At 59.1% G+C, this 23656-nt stretch carries 21 protein-coding genes; 14 read left to right on the forward strand and 7 right to left on the reverse strand.

The annotated features are described in order from the left end of the window. Positions 1 to 38 precede the first annotated feature (38 nt). Entirely contained in the window at positions 39 to 218 is a 180-nt protein-coding gene (locus AC2IAX_RS09870) for a hypothetical protein (RefSeq protein ID WP_494387362.1), read from the reverse strand. Between the two features lie 121 nt (positions 219 to 339). Here AC2IAX_RS09870 and AC2IAX_RS09875 point away from each other — a divergent pair, with 121 nt between their 5' ends. The 4 genes from AC2IAX_RS09875 to lptC all read left to right on the forward strand — a co-directional run bounded on the left by AC2IAX_RS09875 (position 340) and on the right by lptC (position 5582). After that, positions 340 to 807 (forward strand): hypothetical protein, encoded by a 468-nt coding sequence (locus tag AC2IAX_RS09875; protein WP_494387363.1) that lies wholly within the window; start codon positions 340 to 342, stop codon positions 805 to 807. A gap of 359 nt (positions 808 to 1166) precedes the next feature. After that, positions 1167 to 2780, forward strand: coding sequence for a methionine--tRNA ligase (gene metG / locus AC2IAX_RS09880; protein WP_494387364.1), 1614 nt, complete (start codon positions 1167 to 1169; stop codon positions 2778 to 2780). A 205-nt stretch (positions 2781 to 2985) separates the two neighbouring features. Continuing rightward, positions 2986 to 3585: a LabA-like NYN domain-containing protein gene (locus AC2IAX_RS09885; protein WP_393010027.1), complete on the forward strand. Its 600-nt coding sequence runs from the start codon at positions 2986 to 2988 to the stop codon at positions 3583 to 3585. 281 nt (positions 3586 to 3866) lie between these two features. Then, complete coding sequence (gene lptC / locus AC2IAX_RS09890; RefSeq protein WP_494387365.1) at positions 3867 to 5582, forward strand: LPS export ABC transporter periplasmic protein LptC; 1716 nt, start codon at positions 3867 to 3869, stop codon at positions 5580 to 5582. Positions 5583 to 5641: 59 nt separating this feature from the next. Here the strand turns inward: lptC and AC2IAX_RS09895 are convergent, their stop codons facing one another. Beyond that, positions 5642 to 5911: a hypothetical protein gene (locus AC2IAX_RS09895; protein WP_494387366.1), complete on the reverse strand. Its 270-nt coding sequence runs from the start codon at positions 5909 to 5911 to the stop codon at positions 5642 to 5644. Positions 5912 to 6056: 145 nt separating this feature from the next. Continuing rightward, on the reverse strand, positions 6057 to 7220 hold the full coding sequence (locus tag AC2IAX_RS09900; RefSeq protein WP_494387367.1) for a pyridoxal phosphate-dependent aminotransferase: 1164 nt from the start codon (positions 7218 to 7220) through the stop codon (positions 6057 to 6059). Between the two features lie 226 nt (positions 7221 to 7446). Between AC2IAX_RS09900 and AC2IAX_RS09905 the strand changes: the two genes are divergently transcribed. The 4 genes from AC2IAX_RS09905 (at position 7447) to AC2IAX_RS09920 (ending at position 14142) form a co-directional block, all read left to right on the forward strand. Then, positions 7447 to 8634: a pentapeptide repeat-containing protein gene (locus tag AC2IAX_RS09905; protein WP_494387368.1), complete on the forward strand. Its 1188-nt coding sequence runs from the start codon at positions 7447 to 7449 to the stop codon at positions 8632 to 8634. Positions 8635 to 8717: 83 nt separating this feature from the next. Then, complete coding sequence (locus tag AC2IAX_RS09910; protein ID WP_494387369.1) at positions 8718 to 9665, forward strand: OmpA family protein; 948 nt, start codon at positions 8718 to 8720, stop codon at positions 9663 to 9665. An 81-nt stretch (positions 9666 to 9746) separates the two neighbouring features. Next, the gene (gene fmt, locus AC2IAX_RS09915) at positions 9747 to 10760 is read left to right on the forward strand and encodes a methionyl-tRNA formyltransferase (RefSeq protein ID WP_494387370.1); all 1014 of its coding nucleotides are present in this window, start codon (positions 9747 to 9749) and stop codon (positions 10758 to 10760) included. 106 nt (positions 10761 to 10866) lie between these two features. Continuing rightward, on the forward strand, positions 10867 to 14142 hold the full coding sequence (locus tag AC2IAX_RS09920; protein ID WP_494387371.1) for an ATP-binding protein: 3276 nt from the start codon (positions 10867 to 10869) through the stop codon (positions 14140 to 14142). Positions 14143 to 14163: 21 nt separating this feature from the next. Here the strand turns inward: AC2IAX_RS09920 and AC2IAX_RS09925 are convergent, their stop codons facing one another. Continuing rightward, the gene (locus AC2IAX_RS09925) at positions 14164 to 14511 is read right to left on the reverse strand and encodes a hypothetical protein (protein WP_393010015.1); all 348 of its coding nucleotides are present in this window, start codon (positions 14509 to 14511) and stop codon (positions 14164 to 14166) included. Between the two features lie 173 nt (positions 14512 to 14684). Between AC2IAX_RS09925 and tmk the strand changes: the two genes are divergently transcribed. From tmk to AC2IAX_RS09950, 5 genes are all read left to right on the forward strand, one after another. Beyond that, positions 14685 to 15416 (forward strand): dTMP kinase, encoded by a 732-nt coding sequence (gene tmk, locus AC2IAX_RS09930; protein WP_494387372.1) that lies wholly within the window; start codon positions 14685 to 14687, stop codon positions 15414 to 15416. A gap of 95 nt (positions 15417 to 15511) precedes the next feature. Then, on the forward strand, positions 15512 to 16498 hold the full coding sequence (locus AC2IAX_RS09935) for a DNA polymerase III subunit delta' (RefSeq protein ID WP_494387373.1): 987 nt from the start codon (positions 15512 to 15514) through the stop codon (positions 16496 to 16498). Positions 16499 to 16821: 323 nt separating this feature from the next. Then, positions 16822 to 17508 carry a GerMN domain-containing protein gene (locus AC2IAX_RS09940; RefSeq protein WP_494387374.1) on the forward strand — a complete coding sequence of 229 codons (687 nt, stop codon included), beginning with the start codon at positions 16822 to 16824 and terminating at the stop codon, positions 17506 to 17508. Positions 17509 to 17551: 43 nt separating this feature from the next. After that, positions 17552 to 17998: a GFA family protein gene (locus AC2IAX_RS09945; RefSeq protein WP_494387375.1), complete on the forward strand. Its 447-nt coding sequence runs from the start codon at positions 17552 to 17554 to the stop codon at positions 17996 to 17998. 172 nt (positions 17999 to 18170) lie between these two features. Next, positions 18171 to 19520: an MFS transporter gene (locus tag AC2IAX_RS09950; RefSeq protein ID WP_494387376.1), complete on the forward strand. Its 1350-nt coding sequence runs from the start codon at positions 18171 to 18173 to the stop codon at positions 19518 to 19520. On the opposite strand, the gene modB is transcribed toward AC2IAX_RS09950, so the two are convergent. The 3 genes from modB to AC2IAX_RS09965 form a co-directional block, all read right to left on the reverse strand. Beyond that, complete coding sequence (gene modB, locus AC2IAX_RS09955; RefSeq protein ID WP_494387377.1) at positions 19492 to 20175, reverse strand: molybdate ABC transporter permease subunit; 684 nt, start codon at positions 20173 to 20175, stop codon at positions 19492 to 19494. The genes AC2IAX_RS09950 and modB overlap by 29 nt on opposite strands. Beyond that, positions 20172 to 21008 carry a molybdate ABC transporter substrate-binding protein gene (gene modA, locus AC2IAX_RS09960; protein WP_494387378.1) on the reverse strand — a complete coding sequence of 279 codons (837 nt, stop codon included), beginning with the start codon at positions 21006 to 21008 and terminating at the stop codon, positions 20172 to 20174. The genes modB and modA overlap by 4 nt, the downstream gene beginning before the upstream one ends. Positions 21009 to 21223: 215 nt before the next feature. Continuing rightward, positions 21224 to 22720 carry a glycosyltransferase family 2 protein gene (locus tag AC2IAX_RS09965; RefSeq protein WP_494387379.1) on the reverse strand — a complete coding sequence of 499 codons (1497 nt, stop codon included), beginning with the start codon at positions 22718 to 22720 and terminating at the stop codon, positions 21224 to 21226. Positions 22721 to 23043: 323 nt separating this feature from the next. Here AC2IAX_RS09965 and ebsA point away from each other — a divergent pair, with 323 nt between their 5' ends. Next, positions 23044 to 23418: a type IV pilus biogenesis protein EbsA gene (gene ebsA, locus AC2IAX_RS09970; protein WP_099533831.1), complete on the forward strand. Its 375-nt coding sequence runs from the start codon at positions 23044 to 23046 to the stop codon at positions 23416 to 23418. Positions 23419 to 23656 lie beyond the last annotated feature (238 nt).

Here is a 23656-nt window from a genome sequence, read left to right on the forward strand (position 1 = left end):
ATTCTCAACACCCAATTCTCGACACCCAATTTTCAGCGCTAATCCTCGCTCAGACACCAAACCAAAAAAGCCAATCCCCCAACGGCCGCCAACCAACCGGGCAACGGCAACACCCAACCCACCCAGCCACGAATAACGGCCACAAAGGCCCCCACCACAGTCCAGTCCAAAAACAGCAGCAGGGCCACCGCCCCGATCGCCCCCAAAATTAACGGCATCTTTGTCTCCGTGGAACTGCCACAGTCGGATCAAAAATAGGTCGAAACGGCGGGCCAAGGTCGCACCGCTGAGAATAGGTTGAATAGTACCCATTCAGCTTGCGACTGGAGACCTTGAACCGTGAAACCTGCCCTGATTTTGACCTTAGGTTGTGCCATGGTGAGCTGCTGGGCCACCCGCGCGATCGCCCAGACTTCCATTGATGGGGACTTGACCCTTTCCAACAACAGTCCCAAGGGTTCCCTCACCGGCACGGCGATCGGCTCCCATGACTTGCCCTCCGCTGTCCTGGGGCGATCGACCGACCAAGCGGGCCACGATTGTCTTGGCTTCAGCTCCCTGAGTCCCAATCACCGCCTGACCCTGCAAACCCCGATCGCCAACCTGACCCTCAGTGTCAACAGCGGCCAAGACGACACCACCTTGGCCGTGCGCGGCCCCAACGGACTGCTCCTCTGTGGCGATGACACCGTGGGCACGGCTTCCGCCCAAGTGACCGCACCCCAATGGCCGGCTGGCACCTACGAGGTTTGGGTTGGAACCTTCAAGCCAGGGATGCGCAGCCCCTACCGATTGACGGCAGATTGACATCCTCCGCAGCCTCAAGGCGTAGGGATACCAGTCCTAGCCCAACAACCGAAGTTACTCAACTAGGCCGCAGGATGAGTGCATTCCTGGGGCATCTTCCGCGCAAATCTGCACAAATCTATGGAAACCCCGATCGTTCCCTCCGCTTTTCCCCCTCATCGCCTAGGGTAAAACTGGCCCCAGTCCCCCGGTTCGGTTAAATTGAAGCCCAAAATTGGATCCAAAATTCCTTCAACTCTCCCAGACTCCCGCCCCGTACTCCATAGACGGCAAGCTCGGTTCGGCCGTATTCTAAGAAGCTGTGAAAAAATACTCAGTTTTTCCGCTTAACAAATCCCCCTAATCTCGTCTGTCGATCCATGGTTGTCACCGAAGATTTGACCAGTTCCCCGCCTCCCCTCCAACCGTCCCCCTTCACGATCACAACCCCCCTCTATTACGTCAACGCATTACCCCACATCGGTAGTGCCTACACCACGATGGCGGTGGATGCGGTGGGCCGTTTTTATCGGTTACAGGGGCATCCGGTGCTAATGATTACCGGCACCGATGAGCATGGCCAAAAAATCGAACGGACAGCCCAGGAACGCAACAAAAACCCTCAGGAACACTGTGATGAGATTGTCCAGGGTTTCACCGATCTCTGGCAAAAGCTGAATATCCGTTACGATCGCTTCATTCGGACAACGGACGAGCGACATCGCGCCATTGTGGTGGAATTTTTTGAGCGGGTTTGGGCTGCGGGGGACATTTATTCCGGCAAGCAACAGGGGTGGTACTGCGTTTCCTGCGAAGAATTTAAGGAAGAACGGGAGCTAACGGAGGATCATCATTGCCTGGTGCATCCCAACAAGCAGGCTGAGTGGCGCGATGAGGAAAATTATTTTTTCCGGCTCTCCAAATATCAGACAGCGCTGCAGCAATTTTATGGAGACCATCCGGAGTTTATTCAACCGGAAAGTCGCCGCAATGAGGTGTTGGCATTTGTGGAACGGGGGCTGCAAGATTTCTCCATTTCACGGGTCAACATCGACTGGGGATTCGCGCTGCCCAATGATCCCAAGCATACGCTTTATGTTTGGTTTGATGCGCTGTTGGGCTACGTGACGGCACTGTTAGAACCCGGTGAAGCCCCGACCCTGGAGAATGCCCTGAAGCATTGGTGGCCGATCAGTACCCATGTGATTGGTAAGGATATCCTGAGGTTTCATGCCATTTATTGGCCAGCAATGTTAATGTCGGCTGGGTTACCGATTCCCCAACGGTTGTTTGGTCATGGCTTCTTAACGAAAGATGGCCAAAAGATGGGCAAAACGCTGGGGAATACGATCGATCCGGTGGCATTGATCGATCGTTATGGGAGCGACGCGGTTCGTTACTACTTCCTCAAGGAAATTGAGTTTGGCCGCGATGGGGACTTCAATGAAACGCGGTTTATTAATATCGTGAATGCGGACTTGGCGAATGATTTGGGAAATTTGCTGAACCGAACCCTCAAGATGGCCCACAAGTATTGCGAGGGTCGGGTGCCGTCGGTGACGGTGGCGGAAACGGATCCGTTGCGCCAACTGGGCACGACGTTGGGCGATCGAACAGGGCGAGCCTATCGGGCCATGGCGCTGCACGAGGCCTGTCAGTCGGTGCTGACGTTGGCGCAAACGGGCAACAAGTACTTAGACGAGCAGGCCCCCTGGACGAAGTTCAAACAGGGCGATCGGGCGGCTGTGGAAGCAATCCTGTATGCGGTGTTGGAGTCGGTGCGGTTGGCGGCCTATTGGCTGTCCCCGATCGTGCCTCAACTGAGCAGCCGGATTTATGGCCAATTGGGGTTTGCAGTGGATTTCGATCGCGTGAATGCGGATCCGTCCCTGCGGGAGCAATTAGGGGGGCATGGCCATTGGGGTGGCCTACCGACAGGGCAAGGGCTGGCGGAACCGCAACCCGTGTTCCAAAAGCTGGAAATGCCGCAGTAACTTGCGAGCACCGATTGCACTGGAATTGACCACCGGAGCGATCGGGTTATCGTGAAGGGAGTTGCTAGAACTCTCCTGAAAAGTCCCGAGCTTTTGATGATCTTTTTCTTTCTTTTTGCTCTTTAAGAACCTTTGAAACCTTTTTCGATGGGCTGGCGATCGAGCAGGTTCCATCTTCTTCTTTAAACGACGAGGCATAACAATCATGAATAGCAACATGGAGCGAGATCCGATCTTTACGCCAGAGCAAGTTCTGGAAAATCGAGGGCGGGTTGCCATCTTTATTGATGGCTCAAATTTGTTCTATGCAGCGCTGCAATTGGGCATTGAAATCGACTACACCAAACTGCTTTGCCGCCTGACCGCCGGGTCGCGGCTGTTGCGATCGTTCTTTTACACTGGGGTCGATCGCACCAACGAAAAGCAACAGGGCTTTTTGTTGTGGATGCGGCGCAATGGTTATCGGGTGGTGGCCAAGGACTTGGTTCAGCTCCCCGATGGATCTAAAAAGGCCAACCTCGATGTGGAAATCGCCGTGGACATGATGGCGCTGGTGGGTTCCTATGACACGGCCATTTTGGTCAGTGGCGATGGGGATTTAGCCTATGCGGTGGATGCGGTGAGCTATCGCGGGGCCCGGGTGGAAGTGGTCAGCTTGCGATCGATGACCAGCGACAATTTGATCAACGTGGCCGATCGCTATATTGATTTGGATGCGATCAAGGACGACATCAAAAAAAGCCCCCGCCAAGGCTACACCTACCATCCCTTACCCCATGCGGATGAAGAGCGTTTAGAGAGCTAAGCTTGCGCCCCCTTGCAGCCCTCAGTTGTGGTGCGCATGGCAGCCCGCTGGGGCCCCAGTCCCGCAAGAAACTGGCCTGGGCAATCCCGTCCCTGCCCGTTCGCCTTTAGAATTGCGGTTGACGATCGCGGTTTTTCGATCCCCAGCGATCGCCCATGGGCTAGCCCCCCTCGGCCACGATCGAGCCGAATTCAACCCCAACGAATTCAGCCGAATCCAACCCAGAATCCAACCTAGGGGCCAACCCAAGATCAGACTCAGGATCAACCGCTGCTGCACCTATGAGCTTTCCAACTCGCGCTATTCGGGGACTGGTCGCCCTTGCACTGATTGCCGGCCTGAGCACGGCCTGTGGCAATCGCAACCGAGGGGAGGAACGAATTGCCGCCGACACGAAGGCCGCCGAGGACTTCCAAGGAGACTTGGTATTTGACAATTTGACCCTGAACCGAGCGGACAAGCAGGGGCAGGTGTTGTGGGAAGTGCGGGCCAACCAAGCACGCTATTCTCGCGATCGCAAGCTGGCCAAACTGTCGGACGTGAAGGGCAAGCTGTTCCAGGATGGCAAGGTGGTCTATGAGATCACGGCCAAACAGGGGGAAGTGGAACAAAACGGGCAAGTTTTGAAGGTTTCCGGCAACTTGCGCGCCAAGGATGTGCGGGAAAAAATGGAATTCCAGGGCGGCTCTGCCACTTGGGAACCCGCGAAGTTCCAACTGCAAATGAAGGGCGGGGTGACGCTGAATCATCCCCAGGCCAAGATCCAATCCCAGGAGGCGGTGGCGTTCAGTCGCGATCGCCGGGTGGAGATGGTGCAGGCGGTGAAGCTGGTCTCCAAGGATCGCCAGATGAAGTTGGACAGCGATCGGCTGATTTGGCAAATGAAGGCCGACGAGCTACAGGCGATCGGGAAGGTGGTGGCCACCGGCAGCAAGCCCGAGATGAAGCTGACGACCGATCGGCTGGTGTGGCAGCGCAAAAAGCAAGTCAGCGAGGCGATCGGGAATGTGGTCGCCGTTCAGAACAAGGGAGCCAACCGACTGACGGCCGATCGGGTGTTGTGGCAAATGAAAGACCAAGTGGCCCAGGCGGAGGGCAAGGCCGTTGCCACCGGCCAAAACCCGCCGATGCAACTGCGGGCCGATCGCATTATTTGGCAAATGAAAGATCAAGTGGCCCAGGCGATCGGGAACGTGGTGGGCGTGCGCCAGGATCCCGCCGTGCGCGTGCAATCCCAGCGGGTGGTGTGGCAACAGAAACCGCAACTGGTCAGCAGCGACACCCGCACCATCATCGAGCGGTTTAACTGTGCGGGCGGCCGCTGTGTCATTTCCGATCGGGCCGTGGGCAACTTGGTAGATGTGAGCTTGAAAGATCGCGTTGCCTTTTTGCGTAACCAAGCCCAAGTCAGCACCGGCAATCCTGGGGTAGACGTGGCCAGCGATTCCCTGATTTGGCAATTCCAAGCCCAGTCCCTGACGGCCGATCGCCCCGTAACGGTCTATGAACGACAACAGCAGGTGGTGTTAAACGCCGATCGGGGCTTCATGGATCTCAAAAACCAAAATGCCGAAATGTTGGGCAATGTGCGCGGTGTGTCCCGCCTCCGCAGCGCCAACCTCAGCAGCGATCGGCTGATTTGGTCCATGCGCGATCAGCAACTTCAAGCCTTCGGTAATGTGTTTTATCAACAGGCCAACCCCTTCCTGATTTCCCGGGGTAACTATGGCGTGGGTTCCATGAAAGACGGCGCAATCTTCCTGCAATCCGGGGGCAACAGCCGCGCCCGATCGACCTTCTTCCCGGAAAATCTCCAGGCTGCCGCTTCCCCTGCGCCCGCGCCCAGTCCCGTCGTTGGTGCGCCCGCGCCGGGGCCCGCTGCCACGCCCGTGGGCCCGCCGCCCGTTCCTAGCACCTTGCCGCCGATTCCGCCGGCCCTGTTGGGGACAGAAACCGGCATTTTTGAAGATCCGTTCTCAAACCTGTTTGGCCCCTAGGATCGATCCGCAGAATCCACCATCCTGGGTTCGATCGCCCGTTCAGGATCCCCAAAATCTCAGGCGGGCCCATCCTCAGCCCGATCGCCCGATCGATCCACTAGCTCCCGCACCTTGCCCAGTTCCCGCAACAGCACCGTCGTGGCCAACTGTTGCTGCTGAAGAGTCATCACCACCAAACCGGTTAAAAGGCCCACATAGAAATTTTCAGCACCAAACCCAAAGCCCACCCCCAACGACAGGGCCACCAATAGCCCCATGGCAAACTCTCGCCGATCGTGAGGGGTCGCCAACTGCCAAATTTGCAAAGGATTAGTGGGGCGGTTCATGGCTGTTAGGGGAACTGATTACGGTGAATGAGGCGATCAACACATCTCAAACAACCCCGTCGCTGGCGCTGAATCCCCCAATCAAGCCATGATCAATCAAGCCATGATCGAGGATTCAGCGCCCTGATTGAACGCTGATGGCCGCCTACTGCAAAGAAGCCACAAACTTATCCAGGCGATCCATACCCCGCAAAATCGTATCCAGATCCGTGGCGTAGGACAGGCGGAAGTTGGCATCCGACCCAAAGGGCAAGCCGGGAATCGTGGCCACTTGGAACTCTTCCAGGAGGCGCTGGCAAAACTCGATCGACCCGAGGCCCAGCTTCGTAATATTCGGGAACAGATAAAACGCACCTTCCGGCTCTGAGCAGGTGATCCCCGGCAAGGCCCGGATCCGCTCCAGCATCACCGATCGCCGCTCCGTGAACGCTGCCAGCATTTCCGCCACACAGTCTTGGGACTCTTCCAGGGCCGCCACTGCCCCAAACTGGGCAAAGGTACAAACATTGGAAGTGGCATGGCCCTGAATGGTGGCCACGGCGTTAATCAGGGCATGGGGCCCCGCCAGGTAGCCCACGCGCCAGCCAGTCATGGAATAGGCCTTGGCGAACCCATTGCAAACCAGGGTGCGATCGAACATACCCTCCACGGCCGCAATGCTCAGGTGCTCGGCCCCATCGTAGAGAATTTTTTCGTAAATTTCATCGGACACCACCGCAATATCCGCTTCGATCACCACTTGGGCGATCGCTCGAATTTCGTCAGGGCTGTAAACCTTGCCCGTGGGGTTCGAGGGCGAGTTCATCACCAGCAACTTGGTGCGCGGCGTAATCACCGATCGCAACTGTTCCGGCGTAATCTTGTAGCCCGTCTCCTCCGTGGTGGGCACAATCACCGGCTTGCCCCCCGCCAGCACCACCATCTCCGGATAACTGAGCCAGTAGGGCGCGGGAATAATCACCTCATCGCCCGCTTCGATCGTCGCCATCATCAAGCCGTAGAGGGCATGTTTGCCCCCATTAGTGACGATCACCTGCTCCGGTTCATAGGGCAACCGGTTATCACGATTCAGCTTCTGGGCGATCGCCTGGCGCAGGGCCGGTTCCCCTGCCGCCGGGCCATAGCGAGTTTTGCCCTCATCCAAAGCCTTTTGGGCTGCCGCCACCACATGGGCCGGAGTGGGGAAGTCTGGCTCCCCGGCGCTGAAGCTACAGACATCCAGACCGCTCGCTTTCATGGCCTTAGCCTTGGCAGTGATGGCGAGCGTGATGGAGGGGGTGACTTGTCCGACCCGCGCCGCTAGTTTCATGTTTCTCGGAAGTTCACATTAGGGATGACTGCCAGATCAGGCGTTGCCAAGGTTGCCGGGCGGCAGCGCTACAAGCTCGTGGCTGGCGTTAATGGTCTAGTCTCTCAGGGAACTGTAGCTTGCGTCAAAATCAATTGCTACCGTTTTAAAGAAGTTTTGGGGCCATGATTGGCCCTTGGCATTCTGGGAATTGAAGAGTTCAATAAAACGGTTAAGGAGCCGTTGCATGAGCTTGTCTGTTGAAAAATCTGAGGGTGGCGCGGGTAGTCGATCGATTCCGGTCGATCGAATTGCCTCACCCCTATCCCGCACCCTGACCACGGTGGTTGTCCCCACCACGATCGCCCTGTTAGCCATGGGGCTAATTTCCGGCAATCTCTGGCTGGGGTTAATTGGTGGCTTGGGATCCTTGGGCACGGGTCTATGGTTGCTCACACCGTTTCGCAGCCAGCTCTGGAATCAACTGATCCCCGTCTCCTGGCGTGTGCCGATCGCGGGAGCCTTGGGATCGATCATTGGGGTCTTTGGATTGCTGCTGTTGTGGGGCACGGAGCGATCGCAGGGGGAACAGGGAACCCGCCTCAGCATCAATTGGGATGCGGTGGGAGCGATTAGCGAAGCCCTGGGAGCCTTGGGCCAAATTGCGATCGCCGTGTTGGCGGTCTATGTGGCCTGGCAGCAATATGTACTCTCGCGGGATCTAACCATTCAGCAAAACCGGATTACCCAACAGCAAACCATCGATGCCTATTTCCAAGGTGTATCGGACTTGGCCTTGGATGAGCAGGGTTTTTTGGAAGATTGGCCCCAAGAACGGGCGATCGCGGAAGGCCGCACCGCCGCCATTCTTGGCAGTGTGGATGCGGAGGGCAAGTCCAAAATTGTGCGCTTTTTGTCCCAAGCCAAGCTGGTTACACCCCTCAAGCGCGATCGGCTGCTGGGTCGGCCAATCTTGGACGGTTCCGGCGGTTATGAAGAAGATCGGGCCCGGGGCGTGCGGGTCATTGATCTGGGCGTGATGTTGGCGGGAGCCGACCTTCAGGGCACGGATCTGCGGTGGGTTGACCTGGGGGAAACCAACCTGGTGCGAGCCGACCTCAGCGGTTGTAACTTAACCCGGGCCAACCTCAGCCGCACTATTTTATTTGAGGCCAATTTGCGGGGAGCCGACTTGAAGGGAGTCAGGCTGTTTTACGGCAATTTGGAAACCGCCACGCCCCGATCGCGCGAGGACGACGAAGCCAACTACCAAACCGGCGAAGGCACAGGAGCCGTGATTGAAAATGCCGACTTGAGCGGCGTGGTTGATCTGTCCGAGGCCGATCGGGTCTATTGCTGCATGTGGGGCGGGGAACGCACACGCGGCACAATTCCCGGCGGCTGTGAAGGGATTGAAAACAGGCTCGGGCGCTAGGCCCAGCAAAGAACCAGCCTAGAATGGAAACAGTCCCGTCTGGTCTATGTCCCGATCAACCTCAAGATAGGACGTTTTGAGTTTTGCAATCGCCGTTTGAACTACCGCCCACCCCAGATCCCCAACCCAATCGGAACCGATCGCGCCGGCCCAGTCGTCCTCCGGCTCGATCGCCCCGACCGGGCCCTTGGGGTTGGCTTGTTGCCCTGTTGCGGCTGGCCCTGCTGTTGGGACTGGGGATTGCAGGGGTTTTGGGCGGGGTAGCTGCCGCTCGCTGGGTTCCGGGAACCATCACCAGCACCCCACCGCTGGAATTGGCCCTGCGCCAGTTGGATCAATGGTTAACCCGTTGGCCCCGCTCGCCCGGCCCGCTGGCCTTACCCCCAGCCCCCATTCCCAGCCCCAGTCCAACCCTGAGTGCGTCGCCGGTTCCAGCCGCAACCCTCAGCCCCGATCGACGCAAGGCCCTGCAAACCCAACTGCAAGCCCTCGAAGCGGATCTGAATGCCCTGATTGGGGAGGCCACGGCCATTGAAGGGGAGTTGGGCAATCGCAATCCCACGGGGCCGATCGAGCAACGGGTGCAGGCGATCGCCCAAGCCCTGAACAGCACGGAATCCACACCCCGCAGCGCACCATCCCCCACCCGCAGCACCCCCACCCAAACCGCCGGCCGCCTCACCATCGCCCTGCCGACGGACTTGTTGTTTCAGGACAATCACAGCAACCTGCAACCGGCAGCCGGAGCCATTCTGGACAGCATTGCCGCCGACTTGCAAAACTACCCAGGCGCAACCGTGCGCATTGCCGGCCACAGTGACGCGATCGGGGATCCGGCCGCCAACCGAGAATTAACCCTGCGCCGGGCCAAGGCCGTGGGTCAATACCTGGCCGATCGGCTCACGGGCCCCTACCGTTGGGTTACGGCCGGCTTCGGGGCCAGCCGGCCCCTCACGCCCGACCCGGATCCCGCCAGCCAGCAACGCAATCGACGAATCGAAATTGTGATTGAACCGTTGATGAACCCCTGATCGGCCCGCTTGTCACGGTGTTTGGCTTGCGTTGGGTTCAGCATCGATCGCCCCTCCGACCGTTTTGTTTTTCCTATCACCATGCGGCTTGTCTTTTTCGGTACTCCCGCCTTTGCGGTTCCCAGTTTGCAGCGCCTGATCAACGAGCCAGATTTTGAGGTCTTGGCCGTGGTCACCCAACCCGATCGACGGCGAGGACGGGGCAGCGACCTGATTCCTTCCCCGGTGAAGCAACTGGCCCTGGCGGCGGGGATCCCGGTTTGGCAGCCCGATCGGGTCAAGAAAGATCCCGAAACCCTCGATCGCCTGCGTGCCACCCAAGCCGATGCCTTTGTGGTGGTGGCCTATGGCCAACTGCTGTCGGCGGAAATATTGGCCATGCCCCGGTTGGGTTGCATCAATGGCCATGGCTCCATCCTGCCGGCCTATCGCGGCGCGGCCCCGATTCAGCGCTGTTTGCAAGCGGGCGATCGCCTCACGGGCATTGTCACCATGCTGATGGATGAAGGGATGGACACGGGCCCCATGTTGCTGCGGGGCGACACCCCGATCGACCTCCTGGACAACGCCCAAAGCTTGGCGGAACGGCTGGCGGCGATCGCGGCGGATCTGTTGCCCCCCACCTTACGGGGCTTGGCCGATGGGTCGCTTCAGCCCCAACCCCAACCGGCCGGAGCCACCCACGCCCCCCCAATCAAAAAAGAAGAATGGGCGATCGACTGGTCACACTCGGCCTTGGCAATCCATAACCAAGTGCGGGCCATGATCCCCAACGGCCACAGCCAGTTGCGCGGCAACGGCCTGAAGCTGTTGGAAACGGCCCCTTTGGGTTCAACGTTTTGGTCTCAATTACCCGAGAGTTTTGGTTCCCTTGCCGCCCAATGGGAGAATTTACAAACCCAGTGGCAGGCGATAGCGGGGCCACCCGGAACGATCGTTGGCATCCTGAAGGGATGGGGCCCCGTGGTGCGCACTGGGCAAGATTATCTACTGTTGCGCCAAGTGGTGCCTGCGGGCAAACGGCCGCAACCCGGCTGGGACTTTGCCAACGGCCTGCACCTTCAACCCGGCGAATGTTTAGGCCCCGATGCTTGAGTTTGGGTGCGATCGGTCAATCGCCTTGGCTCCAATTTCGGCCTCAATTGTTGATTAGCTGTTGATTAGCCCCTTGCTTGCGCCTCGGCCCTAGAGGAGAGCACGCTTGAAACCATCCGCCCCAGAGTCGCCACCCCCGGTTCGATCGCAGACCACCGCTCCTTCGGCGGGCGGCGGTTGGGCGGTTTCTCTGCGGTGGCTGATCATTGTGCCGTTTGTGATCCAATTGGTGCTGGTGGTGGGGGCGATCGCCTACTTAGCCCTGCGCAGCAATCGCACCGTTGCCACCGAAAACACCAAGCAACTGCTGCAAATGAGCAGTCAGCAGGCCCATTTACAGCTCACAAACCTCTTTCGTACCTACAACACCGTTGCCCAACTGCAAACGAATGATTTCCTAACAGGGCAATGGCCCCAAGGAGATTGGCGGGCGATCGAACAATACCTGTGGCGACGGTTGCGGGAGTTTCCCGACTTGGGCCAGTTGGTTTACAGCGATCCCGAGGGCAATTTGCGCGGGGTGTCGCGGTTAGGAGGGTGGCGGCGCTTTGCCAACGGCCAAGGCAATAGCCAAAGTATCTGGCAATGGTCCGTGAGCGATCGGGGATATCCAGCCGGTCGCCCTCGGCTCTATTGGACCAGCGAACCCCAATCCCAGGCTTGGTTTAATGCGGCGGTGGGGGTTGGCCAGCCCACCTGGAGCAGTTTGGATCAGCGCCAACAAAACCGCAACTGGCAATGGAGCGCCGATTGGGTGATGCACCATGCCTGGCCGCTGTATGACGATCGCTCCGGCCGATTGTTGGGGGTGTTTAGCGCCAACTTAAACCTGCTGACGGTGGGGCAACTGCTGCGATCGATTCCCCTACCGCCTCAGGGTCAGGTCTTTGTGTTCACCGATGAGGGGACGGTGGTGGCCACCTCCAGCGATCAGTTGCCCTATCGGGTGGAACAGCGGGGCGAACTGAACCAACTGCACCCCTTGTCCTTGCAGAGCTTCCCCGATCGGTCCATCCAAAGCGTGGGCTACTACCTGCTCGATCGATTCGGAGGATTTCGCTATCTGCCCGATCGCACCAGCCAGCTCTACCAATTCCACGGCAAGCGCTACCTACTGCACCTCAAGCGCTGCAACCACCCCACGACCCCCGATTGGTGGATTGCGGTGTTGGTTCCCGAATCGGCCTTTCTGGGTGATGTGCAAGAAACCGCCGAAATTATGTTGCTGTTGGCCGGCACGGCGCTGCTGTTAGCCATGGGGATTGGATGGTGGACGGTGCAGCAGGTTTTGCGCCCTCTGGAGCAACTGAACCAGGCCACCCGCGCCGCTGCCCGCATCCAGTTTCAACCCGTAGACAGCAACACGGGGGTGCGCGAATTTGATGCCTTGGCCCAAACCTTCAACGCCATGGCGGCCACCCTGCGTTTGTCCTTCAGCGCCCTCCAGGACAGCAAAAGTCACTTAACCCAAGTGCTGGAGTCGCTGCCGATGGGGGTGTTGGTTTTGAGCCAAGACGGTTCCTTGCAGTACGTTAATTCCGTGGCGGGGGGCCTCTTGCAACTGCCGATCGGGCTGCAACCGTTGGGGCGCACCTGCGAAACCTTGCATCACCGCCTGTTCTTGGCCGGCAGCGAGACGCAATTTCCCACGCAACAGTTACCGGAGATCCTGGCCCTGGAAGGAAAAACCGTTGCACCCACACGGCTGGATGTGCAGCAAACCCACGGACGGCGCGTGCCCTTGGAGGTGTTGGCCGTGCCGCTGTTTGACAGTGAGCAGGCCGTGACTGGGGCGATCGTGGTGTTGCAAGACATCACCGATCGCAAGGTGACTGAGGAATTATTGGTGAGCTACAACCAAAACCTGGAGCGACAGGTTTCGGAACGAACGGCGGCCTTGGCGGTGGCGAATCACCATTTGGCGGCGGCCCGGGATGCGGCGGAACAGGCCAACCGTGCCAAGACAGTCTTTTTGGCCAATGTGACCCATGAGTTGCGCACGCCGCTCCACGCCATTTTGGGATTTGGGCAACTGCTGCGATCGCGCGTTTTGGGCCTGATTTCCCCCCCCAGGGATCCGGCCCTGGAACATCTGGACGCGATCGCCCGCAATGGTTCTTACCTGCTGCAACTGATTGATGATTTGCTCTCGATCGCCCGGGTGGAAACGGATCATCTGGAACTGGAGCCGATCGATTTTGATCTGTTGGCCCTGCTGAGCGATTTGCATGAAATTTTTGAGATGCGATCGCGCAGTGCCCGTGTTCATTTCCAAATGGCCGTAGCGGGCACGGTTCCCCATTGGGTGAAGGGTGATGGCCGACGGCTGCGGCAAATTTTAACCAACTTGCTCGATAACGCCTTCAAATTTGTTGGGATGCCCGGCCAAGTCACTTTCTCCGTTGATTTAGGCGAAGGTGACCTGCTTGTTTTTGAAATTAGCAACACCGGAGAAGGCATTCACCCCGAGGAAATGACTGACATCTTTGAACCCTTTGTGCAGGCCAAGGCCGGCCGTCGTCTGCGCCAGGGCACGGGATTGGGCTTGGCGATCGGGCAGCGGTTGGCCCTGCTGATGGGGGGTTCTTTGGTGGCGGAAAGTCGCCCGGGCATCCTGACCATTTTTCGGCTGCAAGTGCCCTTGCCCCGCCTGGATGGCCTGTTGACGCATCCGGAGCCACCGGCCCGCAAGCCCCTGGCCCTGCTGGAGTCCGCGCCGCCCGAACCCTGGATTGGACGCTTGTTAATTGTGGATCCTCTGCTCGATCGGGGCCAGGCCTATGTGAACTATCTGAAACAGGTGGGCTTGGAAAGCCAATGTGTTCGTCACGGGTGGGATGCCTTGCGCCAATGGACTTCCTGGCAACCGCGACTGCTGTGGGTGGATCTGCGGCTGCCGGACGGGGAAGGGCTGGCCACCATTCGCCGCATCCGGGCGATCGAGCGCAAGAACCTGGTGAATCGTCCCTGTGCGATTGTGGCCATTGCCCCCAGTCCCCAAGATCACCATTGTTTGCAAGAGCTGGACTGCACCTTGCTGCCCAATTCGCCCCCGCTTTGTCCTCTGCTGTTGGATCTGATTCGCGGCCTGCTGGCTCCCCAGGGCCCCATCTGCCCGATCGCCGTGCCCATGGCTCCCCATTCAGTGCTCGATGGCCAACCCAGCCTGAACCTGCGCGATCGGTTTGCGGAACTGCCGATCGAGTGGCGCTTGGCGTTGGACTTAGCCGCCCGCAGTGCCGATGAAGATCAGGTGCGGGTGCTGCTCACGGAGTTACCACCGGGCCATCACGATTTGTGCCAGGCGATCGAGGACTTGCTCGACAATTTCCAACTAGAACAAATTGCCGATTTGGCGCAACCGCCAACCCTCACGCCTTGACGGTGCGATCGCCTGAATTGCCTAGCCCGTGACACTACTGAGCAGTTCCAGCAAGCCGCTGTCCTGCAAGGTTTGGCCAATTTGCTCGGACATTTGCCGACAATGATTATTTTGCTGAAGGGCCAGCTCTTCATTCTTGACAATCAGGTTTAAGCGAGCGCGATTGCGAACTTCGTCGGCGCGATCGATCACCAATTCCACCGTCACCAAACGGTAATAGGACACTTTGCCCGGTCGTTCACGCGCAAGGAGATAATCAACGGTTTTGTGGACGACGTTGAGACCGCAATCGGTCAGCGAGGGTTCAAGCTGGCCAAGCAGTTGATCTGACGGCTGTGAGAAGGAGAATAGACAGGTATAACGAGCCATGAAGATTCGATTGCGTGAAACTGCGTAGAACCGCGTCCAACCCTATAATACCCAAGCGCTTTTGCTCTCGACTGTGGACTTGGGGCCCGGAACCAAGGGATCGTGAGCAAAACAGAACCAGATCTCAAGGGTTTTGCTTGGGAAAGCTGGCGATGGGGACGGAAACAGTTGTTATGGGATTGGACACCATGCCGCGATCGGGTCTGTCACCACTGGATTTATCACCGACAGTTACGACAAATCCGGGCCGGTTGGTCACCTTTGAAGGAATTGACGGCGCAGGCAAAACCACCCAACTGGAGCGGGCGGTGGATTGGCTCAAGGCCAGCGGCATTTTGGGCGATCGCCCCTTGGTGGTGACACGGGAGCCGGGAGGCACGGCCTTGGGCCAGCAGATTCGCCACTTGCTCCTGTCGGGCGATTGGGAGGTAGCCGATCGCACCGAGCTACTGCTTTATGCGGCCGATCGGGCCCAGCATGTGGCGCAGGTGCTGCAACCGGCCTTGGCCGCCGGGGCCTTGGTGGTGAGCGATCGATTTGTGGATTCCACCGTGGCCTATCAAGGCTTCGGCCGCCAACAGGATTTAATTCTGATTGACACCCTGAACCGCATTGCCACGGCGGGCTTAACCAGTGACTTAACCCTGTGGTTTGATGCCTCGATCGACTGTTGCTTGGCCCGGCGGGCGGCGCGGCGAGGCCCGGCCGATCGCCTAGAACGCAGTGCGATCGAATTCCATGAACGGGTGCGATCGGGGTTTGGAGCCTTGGCCACCCAGGATCCCGATCGAGTGGTGCGAATCGCGGCCGATGGAGACCTGGCCGCCACCTTTGCCCAAACCCAAGCGGTGTTGACCGAGCGCTTGGCCCGTTGGTGGCCGGTTCCGGTGCAGCCCGCGTTCTAATCGAACAGCCAGGGGAAGGCAGGTCGTTCATGCAAGTCATTGCGGCCGAGATCACAGGACAGGAACAAGGGGTCATGGGGATGGAGGCCGGTTAGATGCTGGAGCCAGCGACGATTCGGGCTGGGTTTGGGCCCCTGGTGGGTCAAGATTCGGTCATTGATTTTTTGACGATGGCGATCACCCGCGATCGAATTGCGCCGGCCTATCTGTTTGCGGGGCCCGATGGGGTGGGGCGCAAGCTGGCGGCGGAATGTTTTGGCCAATGGATTCTTTGTCCACCCGATCGCCCGGAGTTGGCGGCCAGTTTGGGACGACGGGTGCGCGAGCGAATGCACCCCGATCTGATTTGGCTGGAGCCAACCTACCTCGATCGGGGGCAACTCATTTCCATCAGCCAAGCCCAAGCCAGCGGTCTGGAAAAGAAAACACCACCCCAGGTGCGCCTAGAACAAATTCGCCAATTGGCCACCAGCCTCGGCCGGCCACCCATGGAAGCGCCCCGATCGTTCGTGGTGATTGAAGCGGCCCAAACCATGGCCGAAGGGGCCGCCAATGCCCTTTTAAAAACCCTAGAAGAACCGGGCCGCGCCACCATCATTCTGTTGGCTCCTGGCCCCGAGGCGATTTTGCCCACGCTGGTTTCCCGTTGCGCGCGGGTTTCCTTTCGCCGGTTGGCCCCCTCGGAGTTGATCCAAGTGCTCGATCGGGCGGGCCATGGCGACTTGCGCAACGCTCCCGAAGTGTTGGCCTTGGCCCAGGGCTGTCCCGGCCAGGCGATCGCCCATTGGCAACGGTTGCAAACCCTGCCGCAGGACTTGCTGATGGCCCTGCGCCAACCGCCCCAGTCCCCCTTTGCGGCCCTGGATTTGGCCCGGCAGCTCGATAAGGCGATCGACCTGGAGCAGCAACTGTGGCTGGTGAACTATCTGCAACAAACCTGGTGGCAACAGGGCGATCGGCCTTGGCCCCAGCGCGATCGGGCCCTGCGTCGATTGGAAGCCCTCCGCAAGCAACTGATGGGCTATGTGCAACCTCGCTTGGCCTGGGAAGTGGCCCTGATGGAACTGGCCCAAGGAGCCTAATTCCCGGGGAGCCTTCACACCGACTGTTGAGGAGCGGCCTAGAATGGCCGTAACAGCCCGATCGCCCATTGTTGAACCCGATGATCGATCCCTAAGTCGCCCCCAAGTTGCCCCCAAATCGCCACCCTCGAATGATCCGGGTTTCCATCCCCCCACCCAGAACAAGAGTTCAAGAACCATTTCGCTAACGGTTTCCGGTACTGCCTCAGCCACCGTTGCGGTCACAGTTTCGGTCACAGTTTCAGTTGGTTGGGCCATGCCCAGTGCGGTTCCAGGCTGGCTATGGGCCTTGCGTTTGCACCGCCTCAGGAGGTTTTGTCACCATGTCCGATCGTCCCCGTCGCAATCTACCCATCAGTCTTGTGGCCGCCGTTGGTTCAACGGCCGTGGCAGTGGGGGCCGGCGTTGCCTGGTGGAATGCTTCCACAGCCCCCACCCCAACCCCCAGCCCTTCCGCCGCAACGACAATTCCCAGCCCCAGCCCTTCGGTGGCGGCCAGCGTTGCACCCACGCCGCCGCCCAGCGCCGTGCCCCAATCGCCCAAGGCGACTCCTGCCCCTGCGGCCACCGCTCCGATCGCTGAGCAGTCCCAGGTCTATTGGCTGAAGGACACGGGAACCCATTTTGTGATGGCGGGTCAGCCGGCCAAAACTGTGGCCAGCAGTGAGCCAGATGAGGTACTGCGCGGGGCGATCGAGCAAGTTTTGGCCGGGCAACCCACCGACAACAACTTAAGCAGCGCCATTCCCACCAACACCAAGCTACTGGACGTGATGATCGCGCCGGAAGGGGTGCGGGTGAACCTGTCGTCGGAATTCACCAGCGGTGGCGGCAGTGCATCGATGATGGGACGGTTAGGCCAAATTGTTTACACGGCCAGCACGTTGAATCCCGCTGCGAAGGTTTGGATTTTGGTGGAAGGCCAACCCTTGACGGTGTTGGGGGGCGAGGGTTTGGAAGTGCCACAACCGATCGACCGGGCCACATTCGATCGACAATTTAAGCCTTAACTTAAGCCTTAGCGATCCGTTTCTTCTCGATCGACCATTCGCCATGACCCAAGAACCCAACCCCACGGCGGAGGCTGGATCCGCTCGTGACGCTGCCGTCACCTATGAGGGCGGTTGCCATTGCGGAGCCGTGCGCTTTCAGGTGCAGGGGCCATCGCCCTTACAGGTGCAGTCTTGCAATTGCTCCATCTGCGACAAAACGGGATTTTTGCATTTGCTCGTTCCCCGATCGCGCTTTCAACTGTTGCAGGGCGAAACGGCATTAACCACCTACACCTTCAACACAGGCACGGCCAAACATTTGTTTTGTCGCACCTGTGGCATCAAGTCGTTTTATGTGCCCCGATCGCACCCGGATGGCTACAGCGTGAATGCCCGCTGTCTGGATGGAGTTGATTTAACCGATCCGGCACAGGTGCTGATTGAACCCTTTGATGGGCGCAATTGGGAAGCCAATATTGACACCCTGAGAGCGGCCACGGCGAATTAGCGCCAGAATTCAGCCCCGACGCTGAGGGATGAGTGACGGCGATTGATCCAGAATCCTTGCTGATGCGGACGATCGCCCGGACAGGTTCGCCAGGAGCCGAATCGATCGGTTAGACCGGAACTATCCGCCCGATCGCCCCAGAGGCGATTAGTCTTTGCCCTGGCCCCATCCCATGACCCCATCGCCTGAGCCTGTCGCCCATCCCAAGCCAAACGAGCCTGAATTAACCAAACCTGAATTAACCAAACCTGAACGCAACCTCCTGTGGCGGCCCGTGTTGGGATTGGCGGGATTACAAGGAGCCATTTCCCTGGCTTGGGTGCTGTATCGGTTCTATTTACCCCAGTTGTTGGCGGCCGTGGGATTACCGGGGATCGATCGGGCGGTGTTGATTTTGGAAGATGGCCTGGCGGCAGTATTGGAGCCGGTGATTGGAGGCCTGAGCGATCGGGCCCGGTTGCGCGTGGGCAGCCGCTATCCCCTGGTGATGGCGGGGGTGGGGCTGACGGTGTTGATGTTTGGGGCCATGGTGGCGGCGACGTTGGGGCGCGGGGCCATCATTCAAGGCCTGTTGATGGTGACTGTGGTGCTGTGGGCGGTGGCCATGGCGGTGTTTCGATCGCCCGCGATCGCCCTCATTGGTCAATACGCCTTGAGCAGTCAACTACCCCAGGCCAACAGTCTGCTGGTTTTGTCAGCGGGCTTGGTGGGGGCGGTGGCTCCTTTGGCTCGCGATCGTGTTTTGCAGTTGGGCCCGGCCTATGCCTTTGGGTTGGGATCGTTGGCCCTGGTGGCGGCGGCGGGAATCTTGCAATTGGCGGGGCCCGATCGAGTTCTGGGAGCCAGCGCCGTTGCCCAAAACCGTCCTGGGCCAATTCACTGGGGAGAAGTCGTCCGGCTGTTGGGATTGGGGGCGGCCGTGGGTTGGGGGTTGCGGCTGTTTTTTGGCATTGTGCCCGCTGCCTTGCAAAGCCAGTTGCCCCAATGGCCCGGCAGTGTAATTGGGTTGGGGGTGGGTCTGACGGTGGCGATCGGGGCGTTGGTGATGGGGCTGTTGGCGGGCCGGTGGGGCAATCGATCGGTGATGTTGGCGGGGGCGATCGCCTTGGGTATGGGGCTGCCAATGCTGACGTTGCCGCAATTGGGCATCATCACTTGGCCGCTGGCGTTGGTGATGATGGTGGCCTGGGCGGGGCTGTTCAATGGGGGCATTCCGCTGGCGATCGACCTGATGCCCGATCGGGTGGGATTGGGGATTGGATGCTTTTTTGGTGGCTTTGCGGCCGTGAATGCGCTGCTGAGTGCCACGGGGTTGCCGCTGCATCCTGGTCAGGCGGCGGGTTCCTTTGCGGTGGCGGCGGGTTGGCTCATTTGGTCGCCCGCAACGACGGGGCCGATCGAGCCGATCGAGTTCATTGAAGAATTGATCGAACCGATCAAACCGCCGAATTCTGCAACAAGTTCTGCAACGAATTCAGAACCCACCGCTCCCCCTACCAAGGGCGACGGGCCGCTTGATTAAGCCCCACAATTGCCAGCAGGGCCATCGCGAGCGATAACCACACCCACAGTTGGGCCCGGGGCCAGTCACCCGCTTCCACGGCGGCAAAAATGGCACTGGGAATGGTTTGGGTGCGGCCGGGAATATTGCCCGCCAACATGACCGTGGCCCCAAATTCTCCGAGCGATCGGGCGAAGGTGAGCAAGGCCGCCGCCACCAAGCCCGATCGGGCCAGGGGCAACCGCACCCGCCAAAAAATCTGCCAACCATTCAGGCCCAAGGTGCGTGCGGCCCTCAACAGATCGGGATCCAACTGTTCAAAGGTGGAAAGCAAGGTGCGATAGGCCAAGGGAAAGGCCACCACCGTGGCCGCCACCACCGTGCCCAAAGGCGAAAACACCACCGACACCCCGATCGATTCCAAAGCCAACCCGATCGGCCCCTGGCGACCCAACAACACCAACAGCCCAAACCCCACCACCGTCGGCGGCAACACCAGCGGCAACACCAACACCGTATCGATCGTGCTGCGCCAGGGTTCCCGACAGGACAGCATCGCCCAGGCGATCAGCAAGCCCAAGCTCACGGCCAACCCCGTGGCCCAGAGGGCCGCCCCCACGGACAAACTCCAAGGCGACCAATCCCACTGGGTCACCCCACTGGCAAGGCTAGTCATGAATGGGCGGGCGATCGCTTAGGGGCCGCCACCGGATGCGGCAAGGGTGAAGCACCCCCAAAACTCAGGGGCACAAACCCATAGCGGACAAAGATCGATCGGGCGGTGGGTTTCCCCAACCAGTCGGCAAATTGGCGAGCGGCGGCCGGTTGGCGCGTTTTGGCCATCACCGCAATCGGGTAAGTGATGGGCGGATGGGATCCCGGCGGCGCATCCCCCACCACCACCAACCCCTCTGGCGGCTCAGTCGATCGGCGCACATCGGAGGCATACAACACCCCCGCATCCGCATTGCCGGTCATCACCGCCGTCAACACCTGTCTGACATCCTGGCCCAGAACCAACTTCGGCTGCACGGCTTTCCAAAGATCCAAAGACACCAACGTGGCGCGGGCATAGCGGCCGGCCGGCACGCGTTCCGGATCCCCGATCGCCACAAATTTCACCCCTGGCCGAGCCAGATCTTGCCAACTCCGCAGGGAAATGCCAGAGCGCGCCACCAAAATCAACTCATTCGTCAGCAAATCTCGTTGGGTTGTCGGATCTACCAGACCCGCCCCCACCAACTCCGCCATAGTTTTGGCATCGGCTGAAATGAACAGATCCACCGGGGCCCCTTGCAAAATCTGCTGCTTGAGCGCGCCGGAAGAACCGAAATTGAGGCTTAACTGCACCGTGGGTTCCACCAGGCGATATTCCGCTTGCAGGGTAGTGAGGGCGGGTTGCAAGCTGGCGGCGGCGGAAACGGTTAGGGTTTGTTGGGGTTTCGCTTGGCCCTTGGGGCTGTTCGAGTCCGCACGACATCCCACCACCATTCCCACGATCAGACCCATGACCCAAAAGCGCCAATTTGCGAGCATATGCCCTCTTTAGGTGTGCTTTTTGATGCGCTGACCAGTCGCAAGGCAAGCTTCTTATGATCGGTCAATTCATCAGTCAATTCCACTGGCTGCTACTCCCAGATCGTCAGGCGGCAAGGGGCTTAAGTCCCTTGTTATGGCGACTGATTCCGCAACGTTGCCCCGATGAATTCAGACTGCTGCGCTGCCTAGGAATGGTCGGAATCGAGATCATCTAGCTCGATCGCCAGTTCCCCGGAACCAGCGTGGGCCGTTTTCACCCATTTCAACTGCTTGGGCCGCACCGCAATCCGCAAACCCATGCTGGCAATGACCGGAAACCAGTGCAGCATGTACACCAACCCCAAGGCTGTTTGGCTGAGGGTGCGCAACCAACTGACCAGGCGATCGCCCCAATGGGTGGGGGATTCAGTGCCCACCGCCACCAATCGCAACCCCAACACCATCCCCAAGGCGGACAGCAACAGCCCCGCCGTAGCCAGCGGAGTCAGCACGGGCCCATCGCCCCGAATGCCGGCCACAACCCAGTCAGCCACAATCATTTGGGGAACGAGGTATTGGAATAGCAAAAACACGGCTAAATCCAGGGTTTTGGCGGCTCCACCGCGATTCCCGGCGATCGCCCGCCAATAGTCGAGATAGCGTTGGTAGCCCCCTTCGGCCCAGCGGTTCCGCTGATGCCACAGGGCCTTGAGGCGGGTCACGCCTTCTTCCAGAACCGCCGGGAACATCAAGCATTCAATATCCCAACCGTTCAGGTGCAGCCGCACGGCCAAATCCAAGTCGTCGGTGATGGTGGCTTCGTTGAATCCGCCGCATTGTTCGAGGGCGGCGCGCCGAATAAATTCACCATTGCCTCGCAGTTCGCCCACGCCACCCAGGCGGGCCCGTTGTCCTTGTAGGTGGCTGTCGAGGGCCATTTCTGCCTGCTGACCCCGAATCCAAAAGTTATTGCGATCGGGATGAAAATCAAGGGCTTCCGCTTGGACGATCGCCTTGCGCAATTGCACCGCGCCCACGCTCGATCGATCAAAAACTGGCACCACCTGCCGCAACAGATCCGGCTGCATTTGAGCATCCGCATCAAACACCACCAAAATTTCCCCCCGCGCCTGGGCCACGGCCGCATTCAACGCGCCGGACTTGCCGCCCCCGGCCCCCGGCGGCCGCCGCAAAACGCGCAATTGCGGATAAACCGTTTGCAGTTGTTGCAACACCTGGGGGGTGCGATCGCTACTGCCATCGTCAATAATCCAAACTTCGTAGCGATCGGCTGGATAGTCGATCGCGCAGAGGCGTTTCACCAGCGCCCCAATCACCGCTTCCTCATCCTTGGCCGACACCAACACCGCCACCGAAGGCCAAGCCTCCGCAGCCGAAGCAACCGGCGATCGGGAAACATCCGGGGCGATCGGCGCGCGTTGGTCGGTCGATCGGGCGGTCGCCGCCGTCTGGGGAGCCGCCATCACTCGCAACACATAGGCCCCCGCCAACACCGTCACCACCCACACAAAGGCCGGCCCCCAAGCCGCATAGTGCAACATCACCACCGTGGACCAAAGGACAAAGAGAGCCGTGGCCGCCTTGCGCCGTCGCCCTTCGAGGCCACCGCTCCAATCCCACTGGTCGCCCGATTCCGCCGTGGTTCGATCGAGAGCATCCCGGTCAAGAAGTGGTTCCGTCATATGCTTCAGGAAGATGGTGCAAGTAATGGGTTGGGGTTAATCAACGGCAATCTTCCCTAGCATTAGACCGCTTGCGGCCAAATCACGCAAGCGATCCATCCCACCAATTGGCGCAGTTTAGGCCCGGTGAATCAACGGTATTCTTACGACATTCTTGAGGAATTCTGGAGACCCAAACGCCCCTTGTTGAAGGGGTCTGGCTTGGCAATAATGGCAAATGCGGCAATTGCCGATGGTTGACGGCCACGGCGCGATCGCCCCAATGCTGTCACCACCCCCCATCATCTCGTCATCCTCTCACGGGCCACAGGAGGCCACGCCACATGTCGTTGGACAAACTAGAACCGGCCGCCAAGGGAGCCGTTGGCGTTTATCTGCCCTACTATCAGGGCGCAAAACGAAACGTGTTGCCCTTTGCCATCGGGCTATACCAAAAGGGATCGATCGAGGGTAAACGTCGCATTGAAGGCGGCGATGATATTCCCTTTGTGGCCACCTGGCGTGTTTCCACCCTGCCGGCCGACCTAACCCGCTGTCGAATTCAGTTTGATGGCAATGCAGAATTAAGCTACGAAGTGTCCATGGCTAATTTTGAATTTATTAGCTTTCTAATTGATGTGTTAATTGACTATAAAAAAACGCGGGTGACGGATTTTTCAAAGGCCTTTTATCGCAAGCTTCTGAGCCATTTGGAATAGGATCAAGCGGACTAAAATATCCCTCTCGATCGGCCCTTGCTGGGCCCTTCGGTCTAGCCCTTAGATCGCGGCTTGGATTGACCCTCAGATTGGTGCGATCGCTGGTTGGACTTACCCTTCAGCCTCCGACCAGCGAAACCCGATCAGACTTTGGCCAAATCAAAATCAGACCGAAATCAAATTCCAGAATCAAATCCCGAAATCAAATCCCGAAGTCAAATCCCGCATCAGGCTCAAC

Source organism: Limnothrix sp. HT2024 (genome assembly GCF_059138625.1).

Excerpts from the sequence above, each read along its gene's own strand:
- AC2IAX_RS09870 (WP_494387362.1), bottom strand. The coding sequence starts at position 218 with ATGCCGTTAATTTTGGGGGCGATCGGGGCGGTGGCCCTGCTGCTGTTT.
- metG (WP_494387364.1), top strand. The coding sequence starts at position 1,167 with ATGGTTGTCACCGAAGATTTGACCAGTTCCCCGCCTCCCCTCCAACCG.
- AC2IAX_RS09885 (WP_393010027.1), top strand. The coding sequence starts at position 2,986 with ATGAATAGCAACATGGAGCGAGATCCGATCTTTACGCCAGAGCAAGTT.
- lptC (WP_494387365.1), top strand. The coding sequence starts at position 3,867 with ATGAGCTTTCCAACTCGCGCTATTCGGGGACTGGTCGCCCTTGCACTG.
- AC2IAX_RS09895 (WP_494387366.1), bottom strand. The coding sequence starts at position 5,911 with ATGAACCGCCCCACTAATCCTTTGCAAATTTGGCAGTTGGCGACCCCT.
- AC2IAX_RS09900 (WP_494387367.1), bottom strand. The coding sequence starts at position 7,220 with ATGAAACTAGCGGCGCGGGTCGGACAAGTCACCCCCTCCATCACGCTC.
- AC2IAX_RS09905 (WP_494387368.1), top strand. The coding sequence starts at position 7,447 with ATGAGCTTGTCTGTTGAAAAATCTGAGGGTGGCGCGGGTAGTCGATCG.
- fmt (WP_494387370.1), top strand. The coding sequence starts at position 9,747 with ATGCGGCTTGTCTTTTTCGGTACTCCCGCCTTTGCGGTTCCCAGTTTG.
- AC2IAX_RS09925 (WP_393010015.1), bottom strand. The coding sequence starts at position 14,511 with ATGGCTCGTTATACCTGTCTATTCTCCTTCTCACAGCCGTCAGATCAA.
- tmk (WP_494387372.1), top strand. The coding sequence starts at position 14,685 with ATGGGATTGGACACCATGCCGCGATCGGGTCTGTCACCACTGGATTTA.
- AC2IAX_RS09935 (WP_494387373.1), top strand. The coding sequence starts at position 15,512 with ATGCTGGAGCCAGCGACGATTCGGGCTGGGTTTGGGCCCCTGGTGGGT.
- AC2IAX_RS09940 (WP_494387374.1), top strand. The coding sequence starts at position 16,822 with ATGTCCGATCGTCCCCGTCGCAATCTACCCATCAGTCTTGTGGCCGCC.
- AC2IAX_RS09945 (WP_494387375.1), top strand. The coding sequence starts at position 17,552 with ATGACCCAAGAACCCAACCCCACGGCGGAGGCTGGATCCGCTCGTGAC.
- AC2IAX_RS09950 (WP_494387376.1), top strand. The coding sequence starts at position 18,171 with ATGACCCCATCGCCTGAGCCTGTCGCCCATCCCAAGCCAAACGAGCCT.
- modB (WP_494387377.1), bottom strand. The coding sequence starts at position 20,175 with ATGACTAGCCTTGCCAGTGGGGTGACCCAGTGGGATTGGTCGCCTTGG.
- modA (WP_494387378.1), bottom strand. The coding sequence starts at position 21,008 with ATGGGTCTGATCGTGGGAATGGTGGTGGGATGTCGTGCGGACTCGAAC.
- AC2IAX_RS09965 (WP_494387379.1), bottom strand. The coding sequence starts at position 22,720 with ATGACGGAACCACTTCTTGACCGGGATGCTCTCGATCGAACCACGGCG.
- ebsA (WP_099533831.1), top strand. The coding sequence starts at position 23,044 with ATGTCGTTGGACAAACTAGAACCGGCCGCCAAGGGAGCCGTTGGCGTT.